Consider the following 15,201-nt stretch of genomic DNA (forward strand, 5'->3'; position numbering starts at 1 on the left):
AAGGGCTGACGGCAGGCAAAAAAAAGCCCGCGTCAGGGGATGCGGGCAAAGGGAAGTGCGGAGCAACGCACGATTACAGGGAAGAGCGAATAGGGTCTCAGCTGTTGAATTTGCGGGATTCCAGCTGCTGCGACAGGGCTTGGGCCGCTGGCAGCGACGACAGAGGACCGCTGACCGGTTCGCCGTCTTGCATCAGATACCAGCATGCCAGCAGGCCGCGCTCACGAAGCTGTGCGGGAACTGCGCTGCCGACTACCGACATGATTTGAACCTTGGTCATAAGTGCCTCCATCAATCTATGGCGCTACTTTACGGCGCGATGACAACGGGCAGAAATCACTGCTCTCGATAGTCGTCATTGATGGTGCAGAGGTTGGGATTTTGCACGGAAAAAAGGCAGGAAGTGTTCAGGGCTTCATATTCTGAGCAGGCTCGGCCTCAAGAAATCCGTCAAGGCGACGAGTTTAAGTCCCAAACGAAAACCCCGCCTGTTGAGCGGGGTTTTTTATTCAGTGAACTCACGCAAGGCCTGCTGTTACCAGCGACCGCCACCATGGTAGTAGCCTGGTGGTGGGCCGTAGTAGCGTGGCGGGCCATAGTAGCGGGGGCCGTACACGACTGGACGCTCAACCACATAAGCCGGTTGGACGTACACGGGCGGTGGTGGTGGCGGTGCGTAGTATACCGGGGCGGGCGCCGCATACACCGGAGCCGGTGCCACATAAGTCGGGCCGGAAGCCACGGCCGCACCCACTACGCCGCCGACGACTGCACCAATTACTGCCGCTCCACCCCAGCCTGGACCGCCGCCATGGGCTTCAGCCTGGCCTGCGAGGGCGAGGGCACCTAACAACAAGGCAACCTTGGGGATGTGACGAATCATGACTGTTCCTCGGTGTTCAGTCCCGTTGTCGCGGGCCTGCGTTACGCTCAGGCACTGCCACGGGATAACTGATCAGACAACGAATTTCGGAAATCTGCGAAGCCGTTGCGTAAATTTTGTGTAAGGTATTCGATAACTTTGATGAAGACGGCTGCGCTTACAGCCGCAAGCACCTGAATTCTACGCCTTTCTCGGGGCGTTACCTAATACCGTTCGGGAGATTTCATGTTCGTGACACCCAGCAAAGAAACCCTGCTTTGTATGTCCCTGGCAGGACGCCCTGGCAACTTTGGTGTGCGTTTTCATAATCATCTGTATCAGCAATTGGGGCTGAACTTCTATTACAAAGCTTTTTCGCCGAGTGATCTTGCAGCGGCGATCGCCGGGATGCGCTCGTTGGGCATTCGTGGCTGTGGCGTTTCGATGCCGTTCAAGGAGGCCTGCATTCCTTTGATTGATGAAATGGACCCCTCAGCAGCGGCCATCGAGTCGATCAACACCATCGTCAACACCGACGGCCATCTGAAGGCCTACAACACTGACTACATCGCCGTGGCTCAATTGATGCAAACCCATGCTGTGCCTCGCACGCGGTTTGCTTTGCGTGGCAGTGGCGGCATGGCCAAGGCCGTGGCCTGCGCCCTGCGTGATGCCGGGTTTACCGATGGCTTGATCATTGCCCGTAATGAAGCGGCAGGCAGGGCGCTGGCGAAAACCTGTGGGTTTAAGTGGCAGTCTGACTTGGGCGCAGAGAAGCCGCCGTTGTTGGTGAACGTGACGCCGTTGGGCATGGCGGGCGATCAGGCCGATACGCTGGCGTTCGAAGCATCGGCGATCGAAGCGGCCGACACCGCGTTCGACGTCGTCGCAACGCCTGCGCGCACACCGTTCATCGTGCATGCCGAGAAACACGGCAAGCGTGTGATCACAGGCGACCAAGTGGCCGCTATTCAGGCCCTTGAGCAGTTCATTCTGTACACCGGGGTGACGCCGACCCAAGAGCAATACCAGGCAGCGGCAGCGTTTGCCCGAGGTTAAGAGATTCACACTGGGCCTGTAGCAGTCTGGCAAGCCGGACTGCTACAGGGATGGGGCATCACCCCTCCAATCTCGCCAACCGCTCTTCCAGCGCCGCAATTCTGGCCTCCAGCTCCTCAACCCGCTCAGCCAACGCCGAACTGCCACCACTGGAGCGCTCGACCGGGTTCTGTCGCGCTGCCAGAATCGCTTCGAGGTCGGCCGGATCGCCCATGGCGTGAGTGTAACGGTCTTCACGCTGGCCGGCCTGTTTCGGAATCAGCACCGCCAAGCCGCGCCCGATCAGCCGTTCAAGCTGGTGAACCACGGCATCAGCGTCGTCGAAATCGTGCATGCGGCTGCTGCGGGTCAGCAGTTCGTTGACTGTCTGCGGACCGCGCAACAGCAACAGTCCGGTGAGAATCAACTGCGCCGGGACCAGCTCCAGTGCCTTGTCGACCCGTTGTTCCCAGCGATCGGCACGGCTGCCCATGACCAGCCGCGCCAGTTCCAGACTTTCCAGTGCCCGCAGGCTCTGACCGACCTGGCCAGGTGTGAGGTTCATCACCGGCTCGCGGCTGGTTTTCTGGTTGCAGGCCAGTACCAGCGCATTGAGAGTCAAGGGATAGGTCTCGGGGTTGGTGGCCTGTTTCTCGATCAGGCAGCCCAGAATACGGACTTCAGTGCTGTTCAGTTGCAGGGTGTCTTCGTTGTCGGCGTTGTTCTCGCCATTGTTATCAGAATCCAGCTCGGTGGACATGACCTATCCCTACGTGTTGAAAAGGCTATGAGGGTAGGGGCTGGATGAGGTAAAAGACAAGCCGCGTTCGCATGCTCATCATGCCTATCAATGCGACTCACTCAATCAGGAACTGCCATGACCATTTCTCTGTACGCCGCTTCGATTCCTGTCTTCAAACAAATGCTTACCGCGCTGAGCGCCGTGCTGGCCAAGGGCGAAGCCCACGCCACCGCCAAAAACATCCAGCCTGATGCATTGCTGCAGGCGCGCCTGTACCCGGACATGTTCCCGCTGGTGCGTCAGGTACAGATCGCTGTCGACTTCGCCAAGGGCGCGGGGGCGCGTCTGTCGGGTATCGAGCCGCCGAAATACGAAGACACCGAAACCACCTTTGCCGAGCTGCAAGCGCTGTTGAGCAAGGTTCTGGCCTTCCTTGACACCATCAAGCCTGAGCAGGTCAACGGCCACGAAGACCGTGAGATCGTGCTGCGTCCGGGCACGGATAAAGAGAAGCGCCTGAACACCCAAGCCTATCTGCTGCATTATTCCCTGCCGCAATTCTTCTTCCACGTCACTACCGCTTATGACCTGCTGCGCCATAACGGCGTAGAAGTCGGCAAGCGCGACTACATCGGCAGTTTCTGATCGGCACGTTCCGATCGCGACGGGCTGATCGTCGGATAAGAATGAACGCCTGATTCACAGCGCCGTCCGAATGGCTCGGACGGCGGTTTCGCTTTCAAGGGCAGTCGAACGCCCTTTGTCTGTTACCATCCGTCCCTCGCTCAATGCACCCCGATTGGCCGCTCCGCAAGGACCGGTCGTTTCGTCGTTCTCTGGAGATTTCATGTTTTTCCCCATCTACCTGTTGTCAGCCGCCGGTTTCACGGTCCTGACCACAGAGTTCGTCATCGTCGGCCTGTTGCCTGCCATTGCCCGTGATCTGGCGGTGACCATCCCTCAGGCGGGCCTGTTGGTGACGTTGTTCGCCTTCACCGTGGCCTGCTTCGGCCCGTTTCTGACGGCGTATTTTTCCCGCTTCGAGCGCAAGCGCCTGTTCATTTCGGTGTTGATCATGTTCGGCGTGGCCAACGCCGTCGCAGCGCTGGCGCCGAACATCGGTGTGATGGCCATTGCCCGGCTGATCCCGGCGCTGGGCTTACCGGTGTTCTGGGCGCTGGCCAGCGAAACGGCAGTGGACATCGTCGGCCCTGACCACGCCGGGCGCGCCATCGCCAAAATCGGCTTTGGCATCGTCTGTGCCACGGTGTTCGGCATTCCGGTGGGTACGCTGATTTCCGACGCGTTCGGCTGGCGCAGCGCGTTTGCCATTCTGTCGGTGGTGGCCTTCGCCAAGGCGTTGCTGCTGTTCATTTATCTGCCGCAGAGCGTGCACAAGCATCAGGCCTCGTTCAGCAGCCAGTTCGGCATCCTGCGCAGCCGGTTGATGCAAGGCCATGTGCTGCTGTCGGTGCTTGTGTTTAGTGGCATGTTCACGGCCTACACCTATCTGGCGGACATGCTCGAGCGTCTGGCCGGTTTCAACGGTACGGTAGTGGGATGGTGCCTGATGGGTTTCGGCGCCGTCGGTTTGTTGGGCAACTCGCTGGGCGGTCGTCTGGTGGACCGGCATCCGCTGATCGCGAGTCTGACGTTCTGCACCTTCATGATCGGAGGCATGGTGATGGTGGTGCCGAGCATGCATTCGCTGCCCGCGCTGGCGTTGGCGTTGACGGTGTGGGGCGTGACGCAGGCCGCCTTGTTTCTGGTCAGTCATGTGCGTTTGATGAAAGCCGCGCCTCAGGCTCCGGCGTTTGCCGCTTCGCTGAACATCGCTGGCGCCAACCTGGGCATCGGTATCGGCGCAATCATCGGTGGGCGGGTGATCGATCATTTGGGGCTGGGCAACCTGGGCTTTGCCGCCGCAGGCATCATCTTGCTGTCGATCCTGCTGGCGTTGCTGTTGATGGCCGCCAGACCCCGTCAGCCAGCCTGTAATGCCTAATCCGTGAACAACTGGCGTCGTGCGCCCTCGGCGATGGCGACGATACCGGGGTGCTTGACCTTGCGCTCCACGGAGATGGCGTAGAACGACTCGGTCACTGCATCGGTCTGGCCGATCAGCTCGACGTCGTATTGCGCCATCACTTCGTCGGCAATCACGCTCGGCGCAATGAAAATGCCGCTGCCGGACTTGCCGAAGGCTTTCATCAAGGCACTGTCATCGAACTCGCCAACAATCTTCGGCTGTACGTTCTGTTCGGCGAACCAGCGCATCAGGCGGGCGCGCACCACGGTCTGCTGGCCCGGGATCAACAGCGGTGCGCCTTGCATGCCATGGGGAAAATCCTGCCCGTAGGTTTGCGCCAGCGCGGCGGTGGCAAAAAAGCTGATCCCGCATTCGCCCAGTTTCTGGCTGTAGCCCTTGATGTCCAGATGGGAGGGCATGGGACTGTCGGAAATCACCAGGTCCAGCCGCTGGATCGCCAGATCCGCCAATAAACGCTCCAGTGGGTCTTCACGGCAGGTAATGCGGATCGGTTCGCTCAGTTCCATGGTCGGCGCGATCAGTCGGTAGACAATCGACTTGGGTACCACGTCCGCCACACCGACGCGAAACAGAACCTGTTGTTCGTCCGGCTGCGCACGCAACAGGGCTTCCAGTTCGCCACCCAGTTGAAACATCTGCTCGGCGTAGGGCAAGGCAATGCGCCCCATTTCGGTCAGTTCCAGTTGGCGTCCGACCCGTTTGAACAGCTCCACGCCATAGGTTTGCTCCAAAAGGCTAAGCTGACCACTGATAGTTTGTGGCGTCAGGTTCAGTTGCTCACAGGCGCGCACGATGCTGCCGGTCTTTGCCACGACCCAGAAATAGTGCAGTTGTCGGTAGTTGAGCATGATGGTCTCGTGCTTAAACACTTCGGTAAAAACGAAGTATACGCCTGAAAAATACGAATTTTACTGAAGTGTTTCCGTCTCTAGAATGCCGCCTTGTCTCCCCAATACGACGCTGGATCACTGACCCATGGAATACCTTTTAGAACTGGCGGTAAGCCCTACGGCATGGATTGCTCTTGCGACGCTGGTCGTCATGGAAATCGTCCTGGGTATCGATAACCTGATCTTTATCTCGATCCTGACCAATAAACTGCCCGTGCATCAGCGCACCAAGGCGCGTCGCATCGGTATCAGCATGGCGTTGATCCTGCGTCTGGGCCTGTTGACCACGGTGGCCTGGATCGTTCAGTTGACCGAGCCGGTCATTGAAATCTTCGGCCAGATGTTCTCTTGGAAGGACATGATCCTGATTGCCGGCGGCTTGTTTCTGGTGTGGAAAGCCACCACGGAAATCCATCACAGCATGGACACCAAGAGTGAAGAAGAGAAGGCCGTTTCCAGCACTGTCGCGCTGGGCATGGCGGCGGCAATCGGTCAGATTCTGATGCTCGACCTGGTGTTCTCGATCGACAGTATCGTGACCGCCGTGGGCATGACCGAACACTTGCCGATCATGGTGATCGCGGTGATCTCGGCGGTGATCGTGATGCTGGTGGCTTCCGAGCCTTTGGCCAAATTCATCAATGACAACCCGACGGTGGTCATGCTGGCGCTGGGCTTTCTGATCATGATCGGCATGACCCTGATCGCCGAAGGCTTCGGCGCTCACGTACCGAAAGGTTACGTCTACACCGCGATGGCGTTCTCGGCCTTGATCGAGGTGTTGAACATGATGGCCCGACGTTCGAAGCAGAAGCGTTTGGCGGCCGAGGAGAGTGCACAAAAAGGCTGACGCAACGCTTCACATGAAAACGGTCGGGAATGGGATCACCATCACCGACCGTTTTTTGTCTCAGTGAGAAGCGTCAGTGCGCAGCAGCATGACGCTGTTTACGGCCGTGGGGCCGGACAGGTTTCGCTGTTTCGGTGGTCCGATAGTGCGGATGGTGACGACGGGAAATTCGCATCACCCCCCACAACATGGCGCCGGCAACGGCCAGCCAGGCAGCGATCAACATCACAATGGTCATTCCGAGGCTCATACGTTCCTCCGGCTCTTCGCGCTTCGTACTCTTTGTAACCGACAGTCTAGTCTGTCGGATGTTTCTGAAAATTGACCGTTGGTATAAAAGCATGACTGTTTTGTTCTATTGCGCGCACCGAACTGCGCATTGAGGCTATACCGCAGGTGAGGACCGCTCTATGATCGGCGTCCAGACCGGGTCGCGGGTTGCCCGGCACCAGACAAGTGAGTGAAGAATGTCTCGATTGGGCCTCTCTGGAACCAAACGGAAGTGGTACGCGCTGGCGATGGCGCTCATGTTGGCGGGGTGTGCGGATCCTCACGCCTACAAGCCCGGTTACCCGGCGCAGTACAAGAGCCTGCCGGACCGGGTCGAAATCAACGCAGTGCCTTTTTTTCGCGGTAAGGACTTTCAGAGCGCGCCGAACGCGCTGGCCAGCATGCTGACCGTCCACGGCGTACAAATCACGCCGGGGTTACTGGAAAAGCCGCTGAAACTGCCGGGCGCCGAAGACAAACTCGACCAGAGCATGCCGAATCTGGCCCGCGAATATGGCTTTGTGGTCTACCCGGTCGATCATCAATTCACCGACCTGCTGGCCCAGGTCTCCGCCGGATACCCCGTGCTGGTGCGTTTCAACGACGGGTCGCTATGGTGGAAAGAGCAGCGTTATGGCGTGTTGGTCGGCTTCAACCAGAACAAGCGTACCGTGTTGATCTACAGCGGGTTGGGTCGGTTGACGGTCAGCTTCGATGAGTTCACCTCGGACTGGAACAGCGCGGGTAATTGGGCGGTGCTGGTTCAGAGTCCACGTCAACTACCTGCTCCTGTGGATCGCGAGCGCTGGCTCAAGGCCGCGAGTGATCTGGCCCAGGCCGGTCAGGAGCAAGCAGCGGGCGAGGCGGTGAAGGCGATCAATAACGGACGGTGAGGCGGCTCGTGCGACGCTGCACGTCGGGTTCAATCCTTGTGGGAGCCGGCTTGCTGGCGAATGCGGAGTGTCAGTCGAATCATATGTCACAGGTAAACCGCTTTCGCCAGCAAGCCGGCTCCCACAGAGGTAGCACCGAATCCATATCTCGTTTTCGATGCCGAATTTGCGGGAGTCAGCGGGTGTGCTGAATGTAGCTGACCAGCAGAATCAAAACCCCAACTTGTCCCGCAGGCTGTAATACCACGCACCCAATGCTGTCAGCGGCGTGCGCAGCAATTGGCCGCCGGGGAACGGGTAGTGCGGCAACCCGGCAAACGCATCGAAACGTTCAGCCTGGCCGCGCAAGGCTTCGGCCAACACTTTGCCCGCCAGATGGGTGTAGGTCACGCCATGGCCGCTGCAACCCTGCGAGTAATAGATGTTGTCGCCCAAACGGCCCACTTGCGGCAGGCGCGACAGGGTCAGCAGGAAATTGCCGGTCCAGGCGTAGTCGATTTTCACGTCTTTCAACTGCGGAAACGCCTTGAGCATTTTCGGACGGATGATCGACTCGATGTTCGCCGGATCGCGCGCGCCGTAGACCACGCCACCGCCGAAGATCAGACGCTTGTCACCCGAAAGGCGGTAATAGTCCAGCAGGTAATTGCAATCCTCGACGCAATAATACTGTGGCAGCAGCGTGCGAGCCAGTTCGTCGCTCAGCGGCTCAGTAGTAATCACTTGAGTTCCGCAGGGCATCGACTTGGCGGCCAGTTCCGGCACCAGATTGCCCAGATACGCGTTACCCGCGACGATGATGAATTTCGCCCGCACCTTGCCTTGCGCGGTATGCACCACCGGGTTGGCGCCGCGATCGATCTTGATCGCCGCTGATTGCTCGTAGATCGTACCGCCCAGCGATTCCACCGCAGCGGCTTCGCCCAGTGCAAGGTTGAGTGGGTGAATATGGCCGCCGCTCATGTCGAGCACACCACCGATGTATTGATCGCACGCCACCACTTCACGAATACGCCGTTGATCCAGAAGTTCCGATTGCGTATGACCGTAACGCTCCCAAAGCTTCTTCTGCGACTCCAGGTGGCCCATCTGCTTGCTGGTCAGCGCGGCAAACACGCCGCCATCTTTCAGGTCGCATTGAATCTGATATTTGGCCACGCGTTCGCGGATAATGCGCCCGCCTTCAAAGGCCATTTGCCCCATCAACTGCGCGTGTTTCGGGCCGACGGTGCGCTCGATGACATCAATGTCGCGGCTATAGCTATTAACGATCTGTCCGCCGTTACGACCCGATGCACCGAAACCGACTTTTGCCGCTTCCAGCACCGTGACCTTGAAGCCGTTCTCCAGCAGGAACAACGCGCTCGACAGTCCGGTGTAACCGGCGCCAATAATGCACACATCCGTTTCGACCTCACCTTGCAAGGCAGGGCGAGCAGGAGCGGGATTGGCTGATGCGGCGTAATAAGACTGCGGGTATGCGGTGTTCGTCATCCTGAAGGCCCTTGTTTAATATTCTTGACGAGTGCGCCGATGCTACCCGAGATAAAACGCGGCCACCAGCGGAATCGTAGAGAGTGGGTGTCTTAAATATTTATCGGTTGGGTGGGTGAGATTGTAAAAGATCAGAATTTTCAGTGGGTTATGAAAAATAGCCGATTGACACGCTGTTGAATATCCGTAGAATGCCGCCCCACAGCAGGCACGTAGCTCAGTTGGTTAGAGCACCACCTTGACATGGTGGGGGTCGTTGGTTCGAGTCCAATCGTGCCTACCAAACAAATCCGCTCTGCTGGGCGGTAACGAAAAGGGGCGATCCGAGAGGGTCGCCCCTTTTCGTTTCGCGCTGCCGGTTATCCCCACCGGACCGCTCACGACTTCATCGGCGAAACCGCCATTGCGATCGCCTTGAAACGTGTCCGCTGAATGACGAAGAGGCCATTAAACCTAGCCTTGGATCCAATAACCTCACTCCATCGCCACTAGACCGACGGTAGTGTGAGTCTATTGAAAAGGTGATATCACAATGACATATTTCCTCCGTCATTCACTGCCCCTCCGTGTGCAAAAATGCGACCCATATTGTCTCTCGTTGCAGCCTGTGCGCTGCTCAGCGGGTGCAATGGAATGCCAACCGCGTTTACCCAGGACCCCGTTTACGATCAAGCCATCCTCATCCATTCGGGTGGACCCTTGCCCTATATGCTGATGGGCACGGCCGTGCAGTGGAACGAAGATTACGCTGTCACCGTCAAGCACATTCCTTACGTTCCCGGCGCAGTTTTTCAGGGCCAGGGCGACGTTCAGTTCTTCCGTCACAAGGCCAATGGCGTGCCATTGTGGCGCACGTATCGGCCTGGGGAAGCGGTAACGGCGGTGGGTTACAACTCGCTGTACATGTCGGTCAAGGGCAGTGGTCACGCGATGTCGGCGATGGTGCGTCTGGACACCAAAGAAGGCAACGTGATGTACGGCACCCATGATGGCCCGACGGCCAAGGGCATGTCAGGCGGGCCGGTGTTCGCCGAAGACGGCAAGGTGGTGGGGATCACCGTGGCGTTTCTGACCCAGAGCGATCTGGCCGCTATCAAGCGTCCGGACCTGGCCAACCAGCCGCGGGTCAGCATCTTCATGCCTTACGCCGAGATCAACCGCGAGTGGAACCGTTATCTCGCCCAGGCCAAGCCCGCGACGCCTGAGCCGACTCACCTCGCCAGCCGTTGATCCACTCACGGCCGATCAGCGTTCGCGCAGTGCTTCGCGGGCGCGGTTAAGAGGTTTGATCAGGTAGTCGAGGACGGTTTTCTCACCGGTACGGATGTCCACCGTAGCGATCATCCCCGGGACGATGGCGAACGTCTTCCCGGCCTTGTTGCGCAGCACGTCGGAATCGGTTCGGATGAACACTCGGTAATAGAAAACTTCCGGTTTGGCCTCGTCTTGAATCGTGTCCGGGGAGATGGTCACCACCTTGCCGTCGAGGCTGCCGTAAATCGAATAGTCATAGGCCGTAATCTTCACCTTGGCCGCCTGGTCGGGATGAATGAAGGCGATGTCCCGCGGCGAGATGCGGGTCTCGATCAGCAACTGTTCGTCCTGCGGCACGATTTGCATCAACTGGCCGTTGGGCGGAATGACGCCGCCAATGGTGGTCACCTTGATGTCCTTGACGATGCCGCGCACCGGCGAGCGGAGGGTCAGACGCGACAGCGAGTCGTTGCGTCCTCGGATCACCGCCACCAGCATCTGCGCTTCAGCGTTGGCTTTGGCCAGATCCTCCCGCGCCCGCACCATGTAATCCGAACGGGCCTCTGTGGCTTTCAGTTCCAGTTCCGAACGCTGGCGATTCAAACGCAGCACTTCGACCTTGCTGGAGGCGCCGATCTTCGCCAGGTTTTCCGTGATCTCCAGTTCGCTGCGCACCAGCTTCAGTGAGCTTTGAATGCCTGCCAGCGTGTCGTCCAGCCCTTTGCGGCGTGTCTTGTACAGCTCGGTTTCAGCGCGAATCAGCTCGGGTGAATCGTTCAGCGCCGGGTCGAATTTCAGCGGCTGATCACTGACTTCCGCCTGCAAGCGGTTGACGCTGGCCAACGCAGCTTTGTATTTGGCTTCGCTCTCGCCGACGTTGGATTCGTTTTTCACCGCGTCCAGTTGCGCCAGCACCTGACCACGCTCAACCATGGCGCCTTCGGTGACGTTCATCTGCTGGATGATCCCGCCCTCCATCGATTGAATCACCTGTTCCCGCGAACTGGGAATGACCTTGCCGGTGCCGGTCGACACTTCCACCACCTCAAAAAAAGCGGCCCAGACGAAAAAGCAGGCGAGCATCACGGCGCAGCCCCAGATCACTCGCGTTCCGCCGACGAGACTGCGCTGGTCGCTGCCATCCAGATAAGAAGTCTGATCGGGCAGGCGCGGGGTCTGGTCGATGATCACAGCGTTCATGCCGGTGCTCCCTGTGGCTGACGCAGCCGGGCGAGGGCGGCGTCGCGGTGGTCATCGATGACGATGCGGCCGTTGTCCAGCACGATGATCCGTTCCACCAGTTGCAGCACGCTGACCCGGTGTGTAGCGACGATCAAGGTGCGGCCCTGACACCAGGTCGCCAGTTTTTCGAGCAGAAAACGTTCGGTGATGTCGTCCAGCGAAGCGGTGGGTTCGTCCAGCAAGAGCACCTGCGGCTGGCGCAACAACAGCCGCGACAGCAGCAGGCTTTGGCGCTGGCCGCCGGACAGGCCAAGGCCGCCTTCGAGCACCAGATGGTCCATGCCCTTGGGCAACTGGCGAACAAAGTCCAAGGCTCCGGTGACCGCCAGCGCCGCAATGATTTCCTGATCACTGGCCTGGCCCGCGCCGAGGGTGATGTTGTCGCGCAGGGTGCCGTGAAACAGCCGCGCCTGTTGTGCCATCAGGCCGACGTCGCGGCGCAGGTCAGCGGGGTCAAGGTGGGCGAGGGCGATACCGTCCAGCGTGGTTTCGCCAGTGGCCAGGTCCATGCCCCCGGCCAGTGCGTGGAGCAGTGTGGATTTGCCCGCGCCGTTGCGACCGAGAATGGCAATGCGCTCGCCGGGGCGGATTTTCAGGTTGATGTCGCTCAGCGCTGGCGCCGCTTCTTCGTTGTAGCGAAAGCCGGCTTGACGCAGTTGAAACTCGCCGCGAATCGCCGGTACGTGCACCCGTTGGCTGCCTTCGGGGTGATCCACCGGCATCTGCATGATGCGGTTCAAGCCTTCCAGTGCCACCTTGGCCTGTTGCCAGCGGGTCAGCACATGGGTGACTTGGGCCAGCGGCGCCATCATTCGCGACGACAGGATCGATGCTGCCACCAGGCTGCCTGTGGTCAGGTCTCCAGCAATGACCATCGGTGCGCCGAACACGATGACCACGGCGAACACCCCGCCCTGTACGCTTTGGGTCCAGGCCACCAGGCTGTTGGTCAAGGTGCGCAGGCGCAGGCTGCTGTCGGCAGAGGCCGCGTTGTACTGGTTCCATTGCTGCTGGAAGCGCGGCTCGGCCTGCAAGGCCTTGATATCGTCCAGCCCTTGTATGCTCTCCACCAGCATGGCGTTGCGCAGCGCCGCTTCGCGCATCGAGGCGTTGGCCAGTCGCGCCAGCCGCCGCTGCGAGAGAATGCCGGGCAGGATCATCAGCACCACCGCCAATAGCGGCACTAACACCAACGGCCCGCCGATCAGATAGAAGACCAGCAGAAACAGCAGGAAAAACGGCATGTCGGCCAGCGCGGTCGCGGTGCTGGAGGTGATCAGGTCGCGGATCTGCTCCAGCTCCCGCAACTGCGAAATGAACGAGCCGGTGGATTTCGGCCGAGCGGAGTTGCGCAGGCGCAGGGCGTGACCAAACACCAGATCGGACACGCGCAGGTCGGCGCGCTTGCCCAGTACGTCGGTCATGCGCAGGCGCATGATGCGCATCACGAAGTCGAACAGCAGCGCCAGCAGCACACCGCCGAACAGCACATACAGGGTCGGTAGCGATTCGGCGGGAATTACCCGGTCGTAGACCTGCATGGAAAACAGCACCCCGGCCATGCCCAGCAGGTTGGCCACCAGCGAGGCGATCATGACGTGGGTGTAAGGGCGCAGGTCGCTGAGTACGATGCGCCGGAACCAGTGCTCGTCGTAGGGCTTGATGTAGTCGTTGGTGCGAATATCACTTAGCGGCTGGGTCGGGCGCAGAATCACTGTGCGCAGCGCCTGTTCGGCCAGGGTCGCGGGCTCGATACTGCTTTGCAGGCCTTGATCGCCGCTGAACGCGATGCCCAGTTCGCCCGCCTCGCTGATGCTTTCGATCACCCCGACCTGGCCGTCGCGCATCTGCACCACCAGCGGCGTGCGCCAGCGGGTCAGGCTTTTGTGATCGTAGGTGGCGAATTTCACGCTCAACCCGGCCTGACGGGCCATGTACCGCACCACCTCTTCGAGCCGACCTTCGTTTTGCAACGAGGCCAGACGAATGCTTTCCGGCGACACGTCCAGTCGATAGTGGCGGGCGACCTTGAGCACGGCCTCCAGCCACGGTGCGAAGTCCTGCCGGGCGCTGCCGTTTTTGGCGGCGTCGTGGGGGATGACGATGGGATCGCTCATGGCAGGATCTCCACGTGCTGAATGGTGCTGTGGTCGATGCCGAAGGCCCGACGCAAGCCGCCGCTGTTGTAGAGGCAATCGATTTGCAGGCGGCGCAGGTCGGCCTGGGTGTTGGCCAGGTCGAAACGCGATTGGTGGATTTCCTGCTCGGCGTTAAGCAGGTCGAGCAGCGGGCGGGTGCCCAGTTCCAGGTACTGTTTGCCGTACAGTTCGCGGGCTTCGGTGATGCTGTTCTGCCGAAACTCCAGCGAGTTGAGACGACGGGTCAGACCCGAAGTTTGCGCCTGAGCTTCGGTCAGCCCCTGACGGGCTTGCAGTTTGGCGGCGTCTTCGGCGGAGTCGGCTGCGGTCAGGGCGTAACCGGCGGCGCGGCTGCGGGCGCTGATGGCGCCGCCCTGATAGATCGGCACTTCCAGATTGAGGAAGATCGCCGCCTGAGTGCGATCGATGGCCGGGTTCTGGTCGTCGTAGTTGTTGTCCAGGTACTGGTTGAGCGAGGGCTGCAAGGACAGCGTCGGATAAGCTTCGGCCTTGGCCTGCGCCAGTTCGGCCTGAGCCTGGGTCCGCTGTGCCACCGCTTGCAACACGCCCGGCAGGGCGTCGGTAATCACCGGGGCGTTGCACGACTGGTTCAGCGAGGTGGCGAAATCATCCGTCACCCGTGGCGTGCTCTGCCGCCCGAGCAGGTTGGACAGGGTCTGCTGCCAGCGCGCGTATTGCGCTTTGTATTCCTGCAAGGTGGCGATCGCGCCATCGACCCGAGATTGCGCCTGAACCACGTCGGAACGGGTGCTAGCGCCCATGTCGCTTCGCTGTTTGGCCAGCTCGACGATGTCACCGACGCCCTGGATCTGCTCCCGCGCGATGTCCAGTAGGCGTTGGTAGCGTTGCACTTCGATGTAGGCGAACGCGGTGTCGCGGCCCACTTGGTCGATGGCCAGCAGGATACTCGCCTGACTGCGCGCGGCTTTGGCCTTTGCCGCTTCTACGGCGTTGGACACCTTGCCGAAATCGTAAAGCATCTGTTTGAGGGAAATACTCACCGACTGGCTCCCTGCATCGCTGCCGTACCCGCTGCTGTAGCCGCCCTTGATGCCGCCGGAAATCTGCGGGTAGTAACCGGCCTCGGCGACGTTGATGCCCTCGGCCTGTTGGTACAGAGTGCCGATGGCCTCGGCGATGCTCGGGTGCCAGTCCACGGCCAGACGCACGGCCTGTTGCAGCCCCAGGGTTTCATCGCCTTGCCCAGTGACGTCATTGCCCGACACCGAGGGGGCGCTGGCCGCTGTCGAACGTTTCTTTACAGTGTTGCCGTGGGCCTTGTCCGGCTGGCTTTGCAGCCGGGAAGGGCTAATGCTGCGCAATGCCGGATCGATGTAATCCTCGGCCAAGGCTCCAGTAATGCTTCCCTGATACAGGCCGAGGGTCAGGACGACCCACGGCCAGGTGCGACGACGAGCAGACTTCACATCATTCCCTTACTGTCGGTTGCTGGCTGT

15 protein-coding genes and 1 tRNA gene are annotated in these 15,201 nt (G+C 60.0%); 7 read left to right on the forward strand and 9 right to left on the reverse strand.

The genetic code is table 11. The features are described from left to right. Positions 1-97: 97 nt before the first annotated feature. Positions 98-280 (reverse strand): hypothetical protein, encoded by a 183-nt coding sequence (locus ACI2KB_RS12055; RefSeq protein WP_404634727.1) that lies wholly within the window; start codon positions 278-280, stop codon positions 98-100. A 255-nt stretch (positions 281-535) separates the two neighbouring features. Continuing rightward, positions 536-883 (reverse strand): hypothetical protein, encoded by a 348-nt coding sequence (locus ACI2KB_RS12060; RefSeq protein WP_404634729.1) that lies wholly within the window; start codon positions 881-883, stop codon positions 536-538. A gap of 225 nt (positions 884-1,108) precedes the next feature. Between ACI2KB_RS12060 and ACI2KB_RS12065 the strand changes: the two genes are divergently transcribed. After that, positions 1,109-1,921: a shikimate 5-dehydrogenase gene (locus ACI2KB_RS12065; protein ID WP_404634731.1), complete on the forward strand. Its 813-nt coding sequence runs from the start codon at positions 1,109-1,111 to the stop codon at positions 1,919-1,921. A gap of 58 nt (positions 1,922-1,979) precedes the next feature. Here ACI2KB_RS12065 and ACI2KB_RS12070 read toward each other — a convergent pair whose 3' ends face one another. Next, positions 1,980-2,660, reverse strand: a complete 681-nt coding sequence (locus tag ACI2KB_RS12070; RefSeq protein ID WP_404634733.1) for a YceH family protein — start codon at positions 2,658-2,660, stop codon at positions 1,980-1,982. 117 nt (positions 2,661-2,777) lie between these two features. Between ACI2KB_RS12070 and ACI2KB_RS12075 the strand changes: the two genes are divergently transcribed. Both ACI2KB_RS12075 and ACI2KB_RS12080 read left to right on the forward strand, forming a co-directional pair. Continuing rightward, positions 2,778-3,287: a DUF1993 family protein gene (locus tag ACI2KB_RS12075; RefSeq protein ID WP_404634735.1), complete on the forward strand. Its 510-nt coding sequence runs from the start codon at positions 2,778-2,780 to the stop codon at positions 3,285-3,287. A gap of 202 nt (positions 3,288-3,489) precedes the next feature. Further along, entirely contained in the window at positions 3,490-4,647 is a 1,158-nt protein-coding gene (locus ACI2KB_RS12080; RefSeq protein ID WP_404634737.1) for an MFS transporter, read from the forward strand. Here the strand turns inward: ACI2KB_RS12080 and nhaR are convergent. After that, positions 4,644-5,540: a transcriptional activator NhaR gene (gene nhaR, locus ACI2KB_RS12085; RefSeq protein WP_404634739.1), complete on the reverse strand. Its 897-nt coding sequence runs from the start codon at positions 5,538-5,540 to the stop codon at positions 4,644-4,646. The two genes, ACI2KB_RS12080 and nhaR, sit on opposite strands and share 4 nt — an antisense overlap. A gap of 127 nt (positions 5,541-5,667) precedes the next feature. On the opposite strand from nhaR, the gene ACI2KB_RS12090 reads away from it, so the two are divergent. After that, positions 5,668-6,432: a TerC family protein gene (locus tag ACI2KB_RS12090; RefSeq protein WP_404634741.1), complete on the forward strand. Its 765-nt coding sequence runs from the start codon at positions 5,668-5,670 to the stop codon at positions 6,430-6,432. Between the two features lie 73 nt (positions 6,433-6,505). Here ACI2KB_RS12090 and ACI2KB_RS12095 read toward each other — a convergent pair whose 3' ends face one another. Continuing rightward, on the reverse strand, positions 6,506-6,682 hold the full coding sequence (locus ACI2KB_RS12095; protein ID WP_404634743.1) for a hypothetical protein: 177 nt from the start codon (positions 6,680-6,682) through the stop codon (positions 6,506-6,508). A gap of 217 nt (positions 6,683-6,899) precedes the next feature. Between ACI2KB_RS12095 and ACI2KB_RS12100 the strand changes: the two genes are divergently transcribed. Next, on the forward strand, positions 6,900-7,595 hold the full coding sequence (locus tag ACI2KB_RS12100) for a peptidase C39 family protein (RefSeq protein WP_404634745.1): 696 nt from the start codon (positions 6,900-6,902) through the stop codon (positions 7,593-7,595). Between the two features lie 210 nt (positions 7,596-7,805). Here ACI2KB_RS12100 and ACI2KB_RS12105 read toward each other — a convergent pair whose 3' ends face one another. Beyond that, complete coding sequence (locus ACI2KB_RS12105) at positions 7,806-9,089, reverse strand: NAD(P)/FAD-dependent oxidoreductase (RefSeq protein WP_404634747.1); 1,284 nt, start codon at positions 9,087-9,089, stop codon at positions 7,806-7,808. A 206-nt stretch (positions 9,090-9,295) separates the two neighbouring features. Here ACI2KB_RS12105 and ACI2KB_RS12110 point away from each other — a divergent pair. Continuing rightward, positions 9,296-9,372, forward strand: a tRNA-Val gene (locus ACI2KB_RS12110). Positions 9,373-9,722: 350 nt separating this feature from the next. After that, on the forward strand, positions 9,723-10,319 hold the full coding sequence (locus tag ACI2KB_RS12115) for a serine protease (protein ID WP_404634749.1): 597 nt from the start codon (positions 9,723-9,725) through the stop codon (positions 10,317-10,319). A 15-nt stretch (positions 10,320-10,334) separates the two neighbouring features. On the opposite strand, the gene ACI2KB_RS12120 is transcribed toward ACI2KB_RS12115, so the two are convergent. From ACI2KB_RS12120 to ACI2KB_RS12130, 3 genes are read right to left on the reverse strand one after another with little or no spacing between them, the layout of a single operon-like run. Further along, positions 10,335-11,543: an HlyD family efflux transporter periplasmic adaptor subunit gene (locus ACI2KB_RS12120; protein WP_404634751.1), complete on the reverse strand. Its 1,209-nt coding sequence runs from the start codon at positions 11,541-11,543 to the stop codon at positions 10,335-10,337. Beyond that, complete coding sequence (locus ACI2KB_RS12125) at positions 11,540-13,702, reverse strand: type I secretion system permease/ATPase (RefSeq protein WP_404634753.1); 2,163 nt, start codon at positions 13,700-13,702, stop codon at positions 11,540-11,542. The genes ACI2KB_RS12120 and ACI2KB_RS12125 overlap by 4 nt, the downstream gene beginning before the upstream one ends. Further along, positions 13,699-15,132 carry a TolC family outer membrane protein gene (locus tag ACI2KB_RS12130; RefSeq protein ID WP_404635034.1) on the reverse strand — a complete coding sequence of 478 codons (1,434 nt, stop codon included), beginning with the start codon at positions 15,130-15,132 and terminating at the stop codon, positions 13,699-13,701. Before ACI2KB_RS12130 ends, ACI2KB_RS12125 begins: the two co-directional genes overlap by 4 nt. Positions 15,133-15,201 lie beyond the last annotated feature (69 nt).

Source organism: Pseudomonas sp. NPDC088444 (assembly GCF_044900175.1).
In the GTDB taxonomy this organism is placed as follows: domain Bacteria; phylum Pseudomonadota; class Gammaproteobacteria; order Pseudomonadales; family Pseudomonadaceae; genus Aquipseudomonas.